Source organism: Micromonospora sp. RTGN7, from assembly GCF_033804645.1.
Classification (GTDB): Bacteria; Actinomycetota; Actinomycetes; order Mycobacteriales; family Micromonosporaceae; genus Micromonospora.
Genome location: NZ_JAPZLF010000013.1, coordinates 154703 through 170485, shown reverse-complemented (window position 1 = coordinate 170485; position 15783 = coordinate 154703). Strand labels below are relative to the sequence as shown.

The window sequence follows — 15783 nt, the reverse complement described above, 5'->3', positions numbered from 1 at the left end:
TCCCGCACTTCGACGCAGGGACAGGCCGGGTGCTTGCTGCCGAAGATGGGGCCGGATGGCGGCTCGGATCGTCTCGATCACGGCCGGCCGGGGCGCATGCGGTCGGCACGCGCCCCAGCGGCGGCGACGGTCAGCGGCTCTGGAGGGCGTCCAGGCCGACCGCCATGGCGATCACGAGGCGACGGTCGACCTGCGGGTTGTGCACCTCGACGACGTACCGGTCGCGCAGGCCCCACTTCTTGATGACCGAGAAGACCGGCTGGCCGCCCGCGGTGAAGTCGAAGTGGTACGGCAGCCAGGACAGCGAGTCCACGAACCGGCGCAGCAGCGCCACCGGCATGCTCCGCTCCTGGCCGGTCACCTGCGGCAGCCCGGCCTGCTCGACGTGCCACGTCGAGCGCAGCAGCGACTGGGCGAAGTCCTTGCGGAACAGCCCGATCGGGTTGCCAGCGTGGTCGGTCACGTCGTACGTGGCGCCGAGGTCGAGCCGCTGGCGGGCCTTGAAGCCCAGCAGCGGGTGCTGCTTGGTGTCGTCTGTGTAGATCGTCACCTGCTCCTTGAAGGCGAGCCGCTTCTGCTGCGCGAACGCGAGCATCTCGCCCTCCGACCCGTCGGGGGCGACGGCGTGGACCTGGTACTGGTTGACCATCATCCGAATCCGCTGCCGGATGTGGAACTGCTGTTGGTGCTGCAAGGCGTCGAGCTGCATCAGATCTCCTTCAGGGGCGTCGCCGGAGTCTCGCACAGCCCCCCGATAAGGCCTCCGACCCCGGCTACGCCCAGAGCAGGTGGGCGCCTCAGCGTCCGCCGTCGACGGTGGCCTTGAGCGCCCAGGCGTTGAGCACCTGGTGGATGCCGCGCAGCCGCTCGTTGATCTGTTCCAGCCGTTCCGCCTGGGCCAGCGCGGCCAGCGCGCTGCCGAGGGCGATCTGCTGGTCAGGGGTGAGTTGGTCCTGGTCGATGGTGTAGAGCAGGTCGACGGTCTCGGCGATGGTGTCGGCCACGACTCCTCCTCCGGCGGGAATTACGTGCTCGGGCGGTGGTGGGATACGCGAACGCATGGAAGCGCTCCCATGTGTCAATGCCCCGCCGGGCCGCGATCTATTCCTGCGCCCCGGACGCCGCCACCCGATCGCGCTCCGGTGTCTTGGGCGGTTCGGCGTCGGGGGCGTCGGCGGGGCCGGTCTGCCGGGGCGGGTGCTCGGTCGGCAGGTTGGCCAGCACCACGTCGAGGACCCCGACGGCACCCGGCTTGGTCAGCGGGCTGTTGCCGTTGCCGCACTTCGGGGACTGGACGCAGGACGGGCAGCCGGCCTCGCAGCCGCACTCGGCGATCGCGTCCCGGGTGGCCCGGAGCCACTGCCCCGCCGTTCGGTACGCCCGCTCGGCGAACCCCGCCCCGCCCGGGTGGCCGTCGTACACGAAGACGGTGGGGGCCTCGGTGTCCGGATGCAACGCCGTGGAGAGCCCGCCGATGTCCCAACGGTCGCAGGTGGCCATCAGCGGCAGCAGCCCGATCGCGGCGTGCTCGGCGGCGTGCAGCGCCCCGGGCACGTCCGCCGGCGCGACGTCGGCCGCGGTCAGTGACGCCGGGGAGAGGGTGAACCAGACCGCGACGGTGCGCAGCTCCCGGGCCGGCAGGTCCAGTGGCCGGGTGTCGATCACCTCGCCGGAGGCGATCCGCCGCCGCTGGTACGACACCACCTGGCTGGTCACGTCGACCTCGCCGAGGAAGAGCCCGACCGGCCCGGCATCGACGTACGAGCGCACCGACACCACCGACAGCGACGTGACGTCCCGGGCGTGGGTCGACCAGTCCGGCTCCTCCGGGTGCACCAGCGCGCAGCCGTCGGCAAGGTCGAGGGAGTCGACGACGTACGAGATGCCCTGGTGCAGGTAGACCGCGCCGGGGTGGAGCAGGAAGTGCGACGAGCCGCCGTCGACGGTGCCGAGCAGCCGCCCGGTGGCCGCCTCCACCACGCAGACCGGGGCCCCGTCCTCGCCGCGCAGGTCGACCCGGGGCCGTTCCCGGTGCCGCCAGTACCAGCCGGTCGGCCGCTGCCGCAGCGCCCCCGTCTCGACGAGCGAGTCGACGGCCTCCTTCGCGCCCTCCCCGAACAGCTCCAGGTCGGCCGGGGTGAGCGGGGACTCGGCCGCCGCGCAGGCGAGCTGCGGGGCGAGCACGTACGGGTTGGCCGGGTCGAGCACGGTCGCCTCGACGGGTCGGCCGAAGAGCGCCTCGGGGTGGTGCACCAGGTAGGTGTCCAGCGGGTCGTCCCGGGCCACCAGCACCGCGAGGGCCTCGCCGCCGGAGCGCCCCGCCCGGCCGGCCTGCTGCCACAGCGACGCCCGGGTGCCCGGCCAGCCGCAGATCAGCACGGCGTCCAGCCCGACCAGGTCGACGCCGAGTTCCAGCGCGTTGGTGGAGGCGAGCCCGAGCAGGTCGCCGTGCAGCAGGGCCCGTTCCAGCTCGCGTCGTTCCTCGCGCAGGTAGCCGGCCCGGTAGGCGGCCACCCGCTCGCCGAGCCCGGGGACCGCCTCGTCCAGGGCGCGTCGCGCGTTGGCGGCCACCACCTCCGCGCCCTTGCGCGAGCGGACGAAGGCGAGGGTACGTACCCCTGCGGCGACCGTGTCGGCGAGCAGGTCGGCCGTCTCCCGCAGTGCCGACCGGCGGACCTGGGTGAGGTCCGCCGCCGCCTCGGCGGGGGAGTCGGCCGGGGAGTCGGCGGGCAGCAGCGGCGGCTCCCACAGGGCGAAGGTCACCCCGCCGCGTGGAGAGAAGTCCTCGGTGACGGCCGCCACCGGCACGCCGGTGAGCCGCCCGGCCGTCGTCGCCGGGTCGCCGGAGGTGGCCGAGGCCAGCACGAAGACGGGGGTGCTACGCGAGCCGGCGAGTGCCTGGCCTGGGGTGCTGCGCGAGCCGGCGAGCGCCTGACCGGGGGTGCGGCCGACGCGCGCGCACTGGCGGCGCAGCCGGCGCAGCACGTGGGCGACGTGCGAGCCGAACACCCCCCGGTAGGTGTGGCACTCGTCGACGATCACGTACGTCAGCCGGCGCAGGAAGCCGGACCAGTGCCGGTGCCCGGGAAGGATGCTGTGGTGCAGCATGTCCGGGTTGGTCAGCACGAACCGGGCATGCTGGCGGATCCAGTCCCGCTCGGCGCGCGGGGTGTCCCCGTCGTAGCAGGCGGGGCGTACCCCTGCCAGCTCCAGGCCGGCGACGGCGCGCAGTTGGTCGGCGGCGAGGGCCTTGGTCGGCGCCAGGTAGAGCACGGTGGCCCGGGGATCGGCGAGCAGGGTGGCCAGCGCCGGGAGCTGGTACGCCAGGGACTTGCCGGACGCCGTGCCGGTGGCGATGACGACGTGCCTGCCGGCGTACGCCAGCTCGGCGGCCTCGGCCTGGTGCCGCCAGGGGGCGACGACGCCGCGCCGGGCGAACGCCGCCCGCAGCTCCTCGGGGGCCCACCCGGGCCATGGCGCCTGCTCCCCGGCCCGGGCCGGCACCCGCTCGACGTGGGTGACCGGGTCGGCCCCGGTGCGCGCCCGCAGCCGGCGCAGCAGCTCGGCCGGCGTCGCCACGGGCGGGCGATCGGGGCCGTGGCCTGCGGATATGGGCGCTGCGGGGGTCACGTTCTGCACTCTCGCACAAGTGTTCGGAGTCGGAGGCTGGGGGTCTGGGTAAGGGGAAGCCGCACGCCGGTGACCTCGCGGAGGGCTTCGGCAGGGATGGTTAGATGCCCAGGAGAGTTTACGGCTCTCATGAGGAGGACTGATGGAGCTGTCGTTGGCGACCCGTGCCGTGGGGGAGCACACGGTGCTCGAGGTCGGCGGTGAGGTGGATGTCTACACCGCGCCCCGCCTGCGGGAACGGCTTCTGGAGTTGATCGACGGCGGAGCCCGTCACGTCGTGGTCGACCTGGGACGGGTCGACTTCCTCGACTCCACCGGCCTGGGCGTGCTGGTCGGCGCGCTCAAGCGACTGCGTACGGCCGGCGGCAGCTTCGCGCTGGTCTGTGCCAAGGAGCCGCTGCTCAAGATCTTCCGGATCACCGCACTGGACCAGGTGTTCCCGCTGCACGCGACGGTCGAGGCCGCGATCGGGGCCGACCCGACCGGCACAGGCGCCTGATGGCCACGGTCCGACTCTCCTTCTCCCCGGCCCCGGTGCACGTCCGCACCGCCCGGCTGGTCGGTGTCGCGGTGGCCCGACGGGCCGGGGTGCGCGAGGACCTGCTCGACGAGGTGCGCCTGGCCATCGGTGAGGCGTGCACCCGGGCGGTGGCCCTGCACAGGCAGTATCAGGTGGCCGACCCGGTGCTGGTGGAGATGTCCGACACCGGGTCGTACTCGGTGCGGGTGGTGGACCGGGCGCCGATCGAGGCGAGCATCGGGCTGGCCGCGTTGGACGCCGACCAGCTCGCCAACGAGTCGCTCGACGAGGACGACCTCACCACGGGCGTGGGCTTCGCCCTGCTCGCCGGTTTCGTGGAGGACCTCCAGGTCCGCCCGGTCGACGACGGCGTCGGGACCGAGGTCCGGATGGTCTGGCCGGTGGGCCGCTGACCGGCCGCTCAACGAACTGATCCACCACTCGCTCAACGAACTGATCCACCACTCGCTCAACGAACTGATCCACCACTCAGGCCGCGCCTCCCCGTCGGGAGGGCGGCCCCTTCGTCGTACCCGGGCCTTATATCAGATTTTCTCACATAACACAGCGACGAAGATCATCCGAACACGGTGCCCTCCGGTGTGACCTCCGGCACTACAGAGGGCTACAGTACGCGGGTTGTCAGCAAGTGATCCATCCCGCCGCCAGCGGGTATGGGCGTTTATCGCTGCCCCGCTTCGCTGAGGTGGAGTCGGCGTGCTTGCGAAATCCGCATCCAGGCGTCGGTCTGTGCGTCTCCACCGGCCGGCGCGAGCGTTCGGTACAGGAGGACACAGATGTCCGGGACCTTGGCCGCCGACGGCGGCGCACTGTCCCTTACCGGAGCCAACCTGACGTATGTCGTCATCGCCGCGGTCATCGCGCTGGTGGCACTCGTCTTCGCCGCCGCCTTGACCAAGGCGGTACTGGCAGCCGGTAAGGGCACCACCAACATGCAGGAGATCTCCGGGGCGGTACAGGAGGGGGCCTCGGCCTACCTGCTCCGGCAGTTCAGGACCCTCGCGATCTTCGTGGTGATCGCCGTGGTGCTGCTCTTCCTGCTGCCGGTGCATGACACCGACGGCAGCGAGATCGCGGTGAAGATCGGCCGGTCCGCCTTCTTCGTGGTGGGCGCCCTGTTCAGCGCGTTCATCGGCGGCGCCGGCATGTGGCTGGCCACCCGCGCGAACCTGCGGGTCGCCGCCGCGGCCCGGGAGGCGGTCGGCGGCCGGGAGGGCGCCATGAAGATCGCCTTCCGCACCGGTGGCGTGGTCGGCTTCCTCACCGTCGGTCTCGGCCTCTTCGGCGCGGCACTGGTCGTCCTCCTGTTCAAGGGCGACGCACCGACCGTGCTGGAGGGCTTTGGCTTCGGCGCCGCCCTGCTGGCCATGTTCATGCGGGTCGGCGGCGGCATCTTCACCAAGGCCGCCGACGTCGGCGCCGACCTGGTCGGCAAGGTCGAGAAGGGCATCCCCGAGGACGACCCACGCAACGCGGCCACCATCGCCGACAACGTGGGGGACAACGTCGGCGACTGCGCCGGCATGGCCGCCGACCTCTTCGAGTCGTACGCGGTCACGCTGGTCGCCGCGCTGATCCTCGGCCGGGCCGCGTTCGGCGACGAGGGCCTGGTCCTCCCGCTGATCATCTCCACGATCGGCGTGCTGGTGGCGATCGTCGGCGTGTTCATCACCCGGCTGCGCGTCTCCGACCGCAACGGCCTCACCGCGATCAACCGGGCCTTCTACATCTCCGCCCTGGTCTCGGCGGTGTTGGTCGCGATCGCCTCCTACGCCTACCTGAAGCCGACCTGGGCCGACCTGCTCGGGCCGCAGTGGCGGGAGAGCCTCGGCGTCGACGGCGGGGACCCGCCGCTGGGCCCGCGTGGGGTGACCATCGCCGCGGTAATCATCGGCATCGTGCTGGCCGCCGCGATCCAGGCGCTGACCGGCTACTTCACCGAGACCACCCGGCGCCCGGTGCAGGACATCGGCAAGAGCTCGCAGACCGGCGCGGCCACCGTCATCCTCGCCGGCATCAGCATCGGCCTCGAGTCGGCGGTCTACTCGGCGCTGCTCATCGGCGCGGGCGTCTTCGGCGCGTTCCTGCTCGGCGGCGGCTCCATCACGCTGTCGCTCTTCGCCGTGGCGCTGGCCGGCACCGGCCTGCTCACCACCGTCGGCGTGATCGTCGCGATGGACACCTTCGGGCCGATCTCCGACAACGCCCAGGGCATCGCCGAGATGTCCGGTGACATCGACGAGAACGGCGCCCGGATCCTCACCGAACTGGACGCGGTCGGCAACACCACCAAGGCGATCACCAAGGGCATCGCGATCGCCACGGCGGTCCTCGCCGCGACCGCGCTGTTCGGTTCGTACACCGACACGCTGCGCACGGCGTACGCCGACGCGGGCGTGGGCGATGTCGGGACCGAGATCCTCAACTCGCTGAACGTGGCGAACCCCCGCAACCTGGTCGGCCTGATCATCGGCGCCGCGGTGGTCTTCCTCTTCTCCGGCCTCGCCATCAACGCGGTCTCCCGCTCGGCCGGCGCGGTCGTGATGGAGGTCCGCCGGCAGTTCCGCGAGCTGCCCGGGATCATGGACGGCACCCAGCGCCCCGAGTACGGCAAGGTCGTCGACATCTGCACCCGGGACGCGCAGCGCGAGCTGATGACCCCCGGCCTGCTCGCCATCCTCGCCCCGATCGCGGTCGGCTTCGGCCTCGGGCCGGGCGCGCTGGCGGCGTACCTGGCCGGGGCGATCGGCGCCGGCACCCTGATGGCGGTGTTCCTGTCTAACTCCGGTGGTGCCTGGGACAACGCCAAGAAGCTCGTCGAGGATGGCGCGTACGGCGGCAAGGGCTCCGAGTCGCACGCCGCCACGGTCATCGGCGACACCGTCGGCGACCCGTTCAAGGACACCGCCGGCCCGGCGATCAACCCGCTGATCAAGGTGATGAACCTGGTCTCGCTGCTGATCGCGCCAGCCGTCGTGGCATGGAGCGTGGGCGACGAGCGCAACGTCGGCCTGCGGATCAGCATCGCCGTGGTGGCCACGCTGATCATCGTGGCGTCGGTGGTCTTCAGCAAGCGCAAGGGCATCGCGATGGACGACTCCGCCGACGGCAGTGGTAGCGGCAGCGGCAGCGCCGACCAGCGGCCGGAGACGATCAACGCCTGAGCGGTGACACAGCGGGTTCCCGGCCGGCCCACCGCCGGCCGGGAACCCGCGCCACGTCCCGGCCGGGGGCCCGTCGTCGGAACTCCATCTCGGCGGGCGGTGGGCGGTCGTTGTCGCCCGCCGACGGCCGGGACCGGCAAACCGAACGGTGGCACATCGGCGCGAAGGCCGTACGCTGCAACGCATGCGCACGTGCCGGGCGGCGACCGCCGGAAAGCTCATGGTGGTCCTCGCCACGCTCGCCCTGACGCTGGCCGCGTGCGGCGGCGGCCCCAGCCCCCGGGCCTGGGCCTCGTCGGTCTGTGAGGCGCTCACCCCCTGGCGTGCTGAGATCAACAAACTGACCAGCAGCACCCAGCAGCAGATGACCGCGAAAACCACCCCGGCGCAGGCGAAGGAGAACCTGGTGCGGCTCTTCGCCGGCGCGGAACAGGCCAGCGAGACCGCCCGCCGCAAGGTCGACGACGCCGGCATCCCGGAGACCGACCACGGCGAGGAGATCTCGGCGGGCTTCCAGGCCTCGCTGGGCAAGGTGCGCGACGCCTACGGCCGGGCCCGGGGCACCATCGGCGGGCTGGGCACCGGTGAGCCCACCGCCTTCTACGACGGCGTGCGCGCTGCCGTGGAGACCCTCAACAAGGAGTACGACGCCAGCGCCCTGGACACCAGCCGGCTCAGCTCCGAAGAACTGAAGCAGGCCTTCGACGAGGTCCCGGAGTGCCGCTGACGCCCCCCGACCGACCGCCCGACCCGGTCCGCCAACTGTCGCTGTTCGGCGCCGAGGCGGCGGACCCGTCCGTCGCCGACCTGGCCGGCCTGCTCACCGGCCCAGGGGAGGTGTTCCGGATGGGGGGCACCGCGCGGCTGTCGATCGTTGTGGACGCCGCCTGGCGGGTGCACGTGCTCGTCGCCGAACTGGCCCGCCGCGGGCTCGCCGCCAGCTGGGAGGCGACCCCCGACCGCCGGCACCTGGTCCGCACCTCGTACACGAGCACGCTGGCGCCCCTGGCGGTCGCCTGGCTCCACGACCCGCCGACCCCCGCTGCGGTGAAGCGGCCACCCGCCGGATTCCACCTCAACGGTCGACGCCTGCGGCTCTGGGTGGCCGCCGCGGGCACGGCCACCCCGCCCGGTTTCCTGCTCCGCCTCGGCCTCGACGGCGAGGCGTGCCAGGAGCGGGTCGGCGCGGCCCTGTCCGCCGTCGGCCTGCCGGCGGCACTGCTCGACGCACCGGCCGGCGGGCCCGCGTACCGGATCACCGGCCGGCGCCGCCTCGCCCGCCTCGCCGACCTCATCGGCGACCCCCCGACCGCCGCCCCGCCCTCCGACTGGCCACCCCGCCCCTGACCGGGTGTGCCGTCGCCCCGCAGCGGCGTAGCCGGCTCGACCGCCGGCACGATCGAGGCCGGATCGGGGCATTCGGTGGGGGACACTTCGGCAGTCTGCGCACGACCCGAAGGGGCTGCTCGGCGGTTGCCGAAGGGGCGGCACGGTCACAGTGGCCCGCTCGGGACCCTACTCACGGTGTACGGTGGCGCCGTCCGGCAAGACCGCCCCCGGCGCCCCGGAGCTCGGGCGGGCGATTCGCCGCCCGCGAAACCCGAAACGCGGGCAGCGCGTTACGTTGGACATCCGGACGGCCGACGGTTCCGGCGGATCGAGGATGGTCCGCGCCCGGGAACCGCCCGGCAATGAGCAGGAGTGAGGTCGCGGGAGACGTGCCGAGCAACGCCAGGACCACCCGTCTGGTCATCGTCGAGTCACCGGCGAAGGCCAAGACGATCTCGGGCTACCTCGGCCCGGGGTACGTCGTGGAGGCCAGCTTCGGTCACGTCCGCGACCTGCCACGCAACGCCGCCGACGTGCCGGCCAAGTACAAGGGCGAGTCGTGGGCGCGCCTCGGCGTCGACGTCGACAACGGCTTCCAGGCCCTCTACGTGGTCTCGTCGGACCGCAAGCAGCAGATCAGCAAGCTGATGAAGCTGGCCAAGGAGGTCGACGAGATCCTCTTGGCGACGGACGAGGACCGGGAGGGCGAGGCCATCGCCTGGCACCTGGTCGAGACGCTCAAGCCCAAGGTGCCGGTCAAGCGGATGGTCTTCCACGAGATCACCAAGCCGGCGATCCAGGCCGCGGTGGCGAACCCCCGCGAGATCGACCGGGACCTGGTCGACGCCCAGGAGGCCCGGCGCATCCTCGACCGGCTCTACGGCTACGAGGTCTCCCCGGTGCTGTGGAAGAAGGTCATGCCGAAGCTCTCGGCCGGCCGGGTGCAGTCCGTGGCGACCCGGATCGTGGTCGAGCGGGAGCGGCAGCGGATGGCGTTCCGCACCGCCGAGTACTGGAACATCCTGGCCACCCTGGCGGTGGCCAACCCCGGCGAGGGGCCGCGCACCTTCAACGCGACCCTGGTGGCGCTGAACGGCGACCGGATCGCCACCGGCAAGGACTTCGAGGCGACCACCGGCAAGGTCAGGGCGGGCGCCGGCGTGGTGCACCTCGACGCCGGCGGCGCGCGCGGCCTGTCCGCCCGACTCGAGGGGCGGCCGTTCAAGGTCACCCGGGTCGAGGAGAAGCCCTACCGCCGCCGCCCGTACGCGCCGTTCATCACCTCTACCCTCCAGCAGGAGGCGGCCCGCAAGATGCGGTTCTCGTCGCAGCAGACGATGCGCACCGCGCAGCGGCTCTACGAGAACGGCTACATCACCTACATGCGTACCGACTCGGTGAACCTGTCGGAGACCGCCATCTCGGCGGCCCGCCGGCAGATCATCGAGCTGTACGGCGAGCGCAGCGTTCCGCCGGAGCCGCGCCGCTACACCGGCAAGGTGAAGAACGCCCAGGAGGCGCACGAGGCGATCCGCCCGGCGGGGGACAACTTCCGCACCCCGGGCGAGGTGGCCAAGGAGCTCTCGGGCGAGGAGTTCAAGCTCTACGAGCTGATCTGGCGGCGCACCATCGCCTCGCAGATGACCGACGCGGTCGGCTCCAGCGTGTCGGTGCGCATCCGCGCGGTCTCCACCGCCCAGGAGGAGGCCGACTTCGGGGCGACCGGCAAGACCATCACCGACCCGGGCTTCCTGCGCGCCTACGTCGAGTCGTCCGACGACGAGAACGCCGAGGCCGAGGACGCCGAGCGCCGGCTGCCCAACCTGGTCAAGGACCAGCCGCTGACCGCCGACGAACTGGCCGCGCAGGGCCACCACACCCAGCCGCCGTCGCGGTACACCGAGGCGTCGCTGGTCAAGGCCATGGAGGAGCTGGGCATCGGCCGCCCGTCGACGTACGCGTCGATCATGCAGACGATCCAGGACCGCGGGTACGTGACGAAGCGCGGCCAGGCCCTCATCCCGACCTTCCTGGCGTTCGCCGTGATCGGCCTGCTGGAACGGCACTACCCCCGGCTGGTCGACTACGACTTCACCGCCAGCATGGAGAACGAGCTGGACGAGATCGCCGGCGGTGACCACGCGGCGGTCGACTTCCTCACCGCGTTCTACTTCGGCAGCGCCAATGGCGCCGGCGACCAGACCATCGCCCGCTCCGGCGGGCTGAAGAAGCTGGTCACGGAGAACCTCAGCGAGATCGACGCGCGCAGCGTCAACTCGATCCCGCTGTTCACCGACGACGAGGGGCGCGAGGTCGTGGTCCGGGTCGGCCGCTACGGGCCGTACCTCCAGCGGGAGCTGCCCGGCGGCGAGCCGGCGGCGAACGCCGACGGCGAGGAGGGCGGCGGCCAGGGCGACCGGGCGCCGATCCCCGAAGGGCTGGCCCCGGACGAGCTGACCGTGGAGAAGGTGTACGAACTGTTCCTCGGCGGGGGCGGCGAGCGCAAGCTCGGCGACGACCCGGCCACCGGGGAGCCGATCCTGCTCAAGTCCGGCCGGTACGGCCCGTACGTGGCCAGCGGCGAGCGGAAGTCGTCGTTGCTGGGCTCGCAGTCGCCGGACTCGCTGACCCTCACCGAGGCGCTGAAGCTGCTCAGCCTTCCCCGGCTGCTCGGGGTGGCCGCGGACGGCGTCGAGGTGTTCGCCAACAACGGCCGCTACGGCCCGTACGTCAAGCAGGGTGACGAGTTCCGCTCGCTGGACTCGGAAGAGAAGATGTTCACCGTCACGCTCGACGAGGCGTTGGCCCTGCTGGCGGCCCCGAAGAACCGCCAGCGCCGGGCCGCCGCGCCCCCGCTGCGGGAGATGGGTGTCGACCCGCTGACCGAGAAGCCGCTGGTCATCAAGGACGGCCGGTTCGGCCCGTACGTGACCGACGGCGAGTTCAACGCGTCTCTGCGCCGGGGGCAGACCCCGGAGGAGCTGACCATCGAGCAGGCATCCGAGATGCTCGCCGAGAAGCGCGCGAAGGGCCCGGCCCCGAAGAAGAAGGCGGCGGCGAAGAAAGCGCCCGCGAAGAAGGCACCGGCGAAGAAGACCACGGCGGCCAAGAAGTCGACGGCCACGAAGTCGACGGCCACGAAGTCGACCGCCGCCAAGGCGACGAAGGCCACGGCCAAGAAGGCCACCCCGGCAAAGAGGACGGCCCCCAGCTCCGCCGAGTGACAGCGCTCGACGTTGTCCACAGGGGCAGCGGAAGAGCCCTCGGGTCGGGCAGGGTCGACGGGTGGGCAGTCGTGATCGGAAGGCGTTGGCGGGCTGGCGGCGGGCGTTGCCGGCCGACGACGCCGACGAGTTGACCTGGCTACTCTTTCGCCAGGAGGAGGTGATCAGCCTCCGCCAAGCACTTCGGCACCTGTCCCGCAAGACGATCCGGCACCGGGTCGACACCCGCCGCTGGCGCCAGGAGTGGCGGGTGCACGTCGAGATCGACGGCGGCCAGCACTTCGACCCCCGTCAGGCGTGGGCCGACATGCTCCGACAGAACGCGCTCTGGGTGGACGGGGATCGGGTGCTCCGCTTTCCCTCCTGGGCCGTCCGCGCCCGCCCCGAAGAGGTCATCGCCCAGCTGAGGGCGGCCCTGCGCGCCGCAGGCTGGCCCGGTTGACGGAAGATCCGTCCAGATCTTGGAAGACTTTGGCCCCTCTGGGGGTCATCCGCTTCCAAGATCTGCACGGTCAGGCGCCGAAGAGGTGGGTCAGGTGGGGGGAGCCGAAGACTCCGGTCGGGTCCAGGCGGGTTCGCATGGCTTGGAAGTCGGCGAATCTTGGGTAGGCCGGGGCCAGCGAACTCGCGTCGCGCCAGTGCAGCTTTCCCCAGTGGGGGCGCCCGCCCAGTCCGGCGGCGACCTCCTCGAAGGCGCGGAAGTACGGCTCGTACGGCATCCCCACGTACTGGTGGACGGCGATGTACGCCGACTCGCGCCCGTACCCGTGCGACAGCCAGATGTCGTCCGGTGCGGTGAACCGGACCTCGACCGGGAAGAGCACCTTGACGGGGAGCCCGTCGATGATCCGGCGCAGCGCCTCCAGCGCCGCGGGGAGGGCGGCGCGCGGCAGGCCGTACTCCATCTCCACGAAGCGGACCCGGCGCGGGGTGCAGAAGACCGCGTCGGAGCGGCCGGTGTAGGTGCGCTCGGTGAGCGCCCGGGCCGAGACCGCGCTGATCTTCGGGGCCAGCGCGGGCACGGCCCGGCCGAGCCGGCAGGCGCCGGCGAAGACGGTGTTGGAGAGGAACTCGTCGTCCAGCCAGCCGCGCCAGCGGGGCAATGGCCGGTCGTCGGTCGGCACCCGGTCGTTGGTCTTGACCTGCACCCGGTCGGTATACGGGAACCAGTAGAACTCCACGTGGTCGTGGCCGGCGATCAGGGCCGGCAGGTCGGAGAGGACCTCGGCCAGCGCGGCGGGACGTTCGTGGGCCCGCAGCACGAAGGCGTCCACGCAGCGCAGGGTCACCTCGGTCAGCACGCCGAGCGCACCGAGGGAGACCCGGGCGGCGGCGAAGACGTCCGGGTGCTCCTCGGTGGAGCAGTGCAGCACCTCGCCGGTGCCGGTGACCAGGGTGAGCGCCTCGACGAAGGTCGACAGGCAGCCGTACCCGGCCCCGGTGCCGTGGGTGCCGGTGGAGATCGCCCCGGCGATGGTCTGCGCGTCAATGTCGCCGAGGTTGGGCAGGGCCAGACCGTTCGCGGCGAGCAGGGCGTTGAGTCGGTGCAGCGGCATTCCGGCCGGTACGGTTACCAGGCGTTGGCCCCGGTCGATCCGTACCTCCGTGTCCAGTTCGGTCAGCTCCATCCGGCGGTCGTCAGTGCGGGCGACGGGGGTGAAGGAGTGGCCACTGCCGACTGGCCGGATCCGTTCACCGGCCGCCGCGGCGGCCTGGACGGCCTCGGTGACGTCGGCGACGGTGCGGGGGCGGAGGATGGCGGTGGCGCTGCTGCGCTGGTTGCCGGCCCAGTTGGTCCAGGCGGGGGTGGTGAGCGGTGCGGTGCTGGCCATGCGCGCTCCTCGAGATGAATATGAACTGTCTTCATATCAGGAACGTTGTGCCTGGTAAATACCGGAATCGAGGTCCGCTCGTTGTACCGGTAGTCACGCACTCGTGACGTGCAGATATGTTCATCTGTCGAAGGGGGGTGGCGCCGAGTGTCCACACCAGCCGCCACGACCGGGCCACTGCGCCGGGTACCGGTCCAGGGTCGAAGCGTGGCGCGGGTCCAGCGGATGCTGGACGCCTGTGCCGAACTCGTCGACGAGGTGGGGTACGAGGGTCTGACCACGACCCTGCTCGCCGAACGCGCCGAGGTGGCGATCGGATCGGTCTACCAGTTCTTCCCGGACAAGCGGGCGATCGTGCAGGCGTTGACCCTGCGCACCATGGAGTCCTATCTCCAGCGGCTCGACGAGCGGTTCGCCTCCGACGACCTGACCCACTGGTGGGACGGGGTCGACGCGGGCATCGACGAGTACATCACGATGCACCGCACCGTCCCCGGGTTCCGTACCCTGCACTTCGGCGACGTGGTCGACCTGCACCTGCTCGACGAGCAGCGGGACAACAACGGCGTGATCGCCGACCAGTTGGCCCGGGTGCTCACCGAGCGCTTCGGGATGGTCGACGAGCCACGCCTGCGGTTCTGCCTGGAGGTCGCCGTCGAGGTCGCGGACGCCCTGATCAAGCTGGCGTTCCGCCGCAGCGCCGAGGGCGACGAGCGGGTGCTCGCCGAGGCCAAAGCGGTCATCCGGGAATACCTGCACCGGCACGTCACCGTCCCGGCCGACGCCGCTCCGACCTCGTCCTGATCCCGCCGCCGGGGGGCGGCCGACCCTTCCTGGAGCCCGTTCGGGGCGGCTACAGGAAGGCGTGGCCCTCCCCCCGGTAGGTGGGGACGGTGGCGACCACCCGGTCGCCCTCGACCAGGTGCAACTCGTTGACGCGCTCGCAGAGCTCGCCCGCCTTGGCGTGCCGGAACCAGACCCGGTCACCGACCCGCAGGTTAGCCGCCGCCGGGCCGGACAGCGGGGTCTGCACCTCGCCGGCGCCCTCCGCGCCGATCAGCTTCAGCCCGGTCGGCAGCCACGGGGTGGGCAGGCGGGTGTCGGCAGCCGGACCCGAGGCGATCCAGCCGCCGCCGAGCACCGTGGCCAGCTCGGGCGTCGGGCGGCGAACCACCGTGCAGGCGAAGAACGCCGCCGGGGTGGGGCGCCAGGCACGGTACGCGTCGAACAGCGTCGGCCCGTAAAGGCCGGATCCCGCGGTGACCTCGGTGACCGCGGGATCGGCACTGGTCGCCGCCACGCTGCCCGTGCCGCCGCCGTTGACGAACTCCAGCTCGGCGTGCTCGCGTACCGCGGCGACCGCCGCGCCCCGGCGGGCCAGCAACTCGCGGTACGACCCGCGCTGCGCCGCCCGGATCGCGGCCGCCAGCGCCGCCCGCCCCGGCGGGGCGTCGCCCATGCCGGCGATGTGCGCCTCGTACGACATCAGGCCGACCAGCCGGAAGCCCGGCCGGTTGACGATGGTGGCGGCGAGCGCGCCGGACGCCCGGGCGCTGTGCACCGGGGAGCGGCGCACCCCGACGTGCACCCGCCCGCCCAGGGGCCGCCACGAGGCGTCGAGGTCGAGGCAGACCCGCAGCGGTGGTCGACTTCCCGGCGCGGCGATCGCGTCGATGAGGTCGAGCTGGTCGGTGCTGTCGACCATCAGGGTGACCGCCCGGGCCAGCGTCTCGTCGGCGGTCAGCTCGGCGAGCGCGGCCCGGTCGGCCGTCGGGTACGCCACCAGCGCGTCATCGGTCACGCCGGTGCGGACCAGCCAGCTCGCCTCGGGCAGGGTGAATGCCATCACCCCCGCCCAGCCGGGCTGGCCCAGCACGCGTCCGAGCAGCTCACGGGCCCGCACGGACTTGCTGGCGACCCGGATCGGCTTGCCCCCGGTGCGGGTGGGTAGCGCTGCCGCGTTGGCGTCGAACGCTGTCAGGTCGACCGCCGCGTACGGCGGGTCGAGGTGTGCGGTCGCCCGGTCCAGGCGCTCGCGCAGTATGTCGCTTTCGGTGGCCACG

At 72.1% G+C, this 15783-nt stretch carries 13 protein-coding genes; 8 read left to right on the top strand and 5 right to left on the bottom strand.

Translation table 11 applies throughout. The annotated features are described in order from the left end of the window. Positions 1–130: 130 nt before the first annotated feature. The 3 genes from SNR22_RS20470 to SNR22_RS20460 all read right to left on the bottom strand — a co-directional run bounded on the left by SNR22_RS20470 (position 131) and on the right by SNR22_RS20460 (position 3630). Complete coding sequence (locus SNR22_RS20470) at positions 131–709, bottom strand: hypothetical protein (protein WP_320068223.1); 579 nt, start codon at positions 707–709, stop codon at positions 131–133. Between the two features lie 88 nt (positions 710–797). Then, entirely contained in the window at positions 798–1004 is a 207-nt protein-coding gene (locus SNR22_RS20465; protein WP_320068222.1) for a hypothetical protein, read from the bottom strand. A 97-nt stretch (positions 1005–1101) separates the two neighbouring features. Further along, positions 1102–3630 (bottom strand): DEAD/DEAH box helicase, encoded by a 2529-nt coding sequence (locus tag SNR22_RS20460; protein WP_320068221.1) that lies wholly within the window; start codon positions 3628–3630, stop codon positions 1102–1104. A 142-nt stretch (positions 3631–3772) separates the two neighbouring features. Here SNR22_RS20460 and SNR22_RS20455 point away from each other — a divergent pair, with 142 nt between their 5' ends. The 7 genes from SNR22_RS20455 to SNR22_RS20425 all read left to right on the top strand — a co-directional run bounded on the left by SNR22_RS20455 (position 3773) and on the right by SNR22_RS20425 (position 12330). Next, on the top strand, positions 3773–4129 hold the full coding sequence (locus SNR22_RS20455; RefSeq protein WP_320068220.1) for an STAS domain-containing protein: 357 nt from the start codon (positions 3773–3775) through the stop codon (positions 4127–4129). Then, a complete protein-coding gene (locus tag SNR22_RS20450) occupies positions 4129–4563 on the top strand; it encodes an ATP-binding protein (protein WP_320068219.1) in 435 nt (144 codons plus the stop codon). The genes SNR22_RS20455 and SNR22_RS20450 overlap by 1 nt, the downstream gene beginning before the upstream one ends. A gap of 384 nt (positions 4564–4947) precedes the next feature. Next, positions 4948–7335 carry a sodium-translocating pyrophosphatase gene (locus SNR22_RS20445; RefSeq protein ID WP_320068218.1) on the top strand — a complete coding sequence of 796 codons (2388 nt, stop codon included), beginning with the start codon at positions 4948–4950 and terminating at the stop codon, positions 7333–7335. A 184-nt stretch (positions 7336–7519) separates the two neighbouring features. Next, positions 7520–8062, top strand: a complete 543-nt coding sequence (locus SNR22_RS20440; protein ID WP_320068217.1) for a hypothetical protein — start codon at positions 7520–7522, stop codon at positions 8060–8062. After that, positions 8053–8682, top strand: coding sequence for a hypothetical protein (locus SNR22_RS20435; RefSeq protein WP_320068216.1), 630 nt, complete (start codon positions 8053–8055; stop codon positions 8680–8682). Before SNR22_RS20440 ends, SNR22_RS20435 begins: the two co-directional genes overlap by 10 nt. A 371-nt stretch (positions 8683–9053) precedes the next feature. Continuing rightward, the gene (gene topA / locus SNR22_RS20430) at positions 9054–11888 is read left to right on the top strand and encodes a type I DNA topoisomerase (protein WP_320068256.1); all 2835 of its coding nucleotides are present in this window, start codon (positions 9054–9056) and stop codon (positions 11886–11888) included. A 61-nt stretch (positions 11889–11949) separates the two neighbouring features. Further along, positions 11950–12330 (top strand): DUF559 domain-containing protein, encoded by a 381-nt coding sequence (locus tag SNR22_RS20425; protein ID WP_320068215.1) that lies wholly within the window; start codon positions 11950–11952, stop codon positions 12328–12330. A 70-nt stretch (positions 12331–12400) separates the two neighbouring features. On the opposite strand, the gene SNR22_RS20420 is transcribed toward SNR22_RS20425, so the two are convergent. Then, positions 12401–13720: a D-arabinono-1,4-lactone oxidase gene (locus SNR22_RS20420; protein WP_320068214.1), complete on the bottom strand. Its 1320-nt coding sequence runs from the start codon at positions 13718–13720 to the stop codon at positions 12401–12403. Between the two features lie 225 nt (positions 13721–13945). Here SNR22_RS20420 and SNR22_RS20415 point away from each other — a divergent pair, with 225 nt between their 5' ends. Then, on the top strand, positions 13946–14524 hold the full coding sequence (locus SNR22_RS20415) for a TetR family transcriptional regulator (RefSeq protein WP_320068255.1): 579 nt from the start codon (positions 13946–13948) through the stop codon (positions 14522–14524). A 49-nt stretch (positions 14525–14573) separates the two neighbouring features. Here SNR22_RS20415 and SNR22_RS20410 read toward each other — a convergent pair whose 3' ends face one another. Continuing rightward, complete coding sequence (locus SNR22_RS20410) at positions 14574–15782, bottom strand: amino acid deaminase/aldolase (RefSeq protein WP_320068213.1); 1209 nt, start codon at positions 15780–15782, stop codon at positions 14574–14576. Between the last annotated feature and the right edge of the window lies 1 nt (position 15783).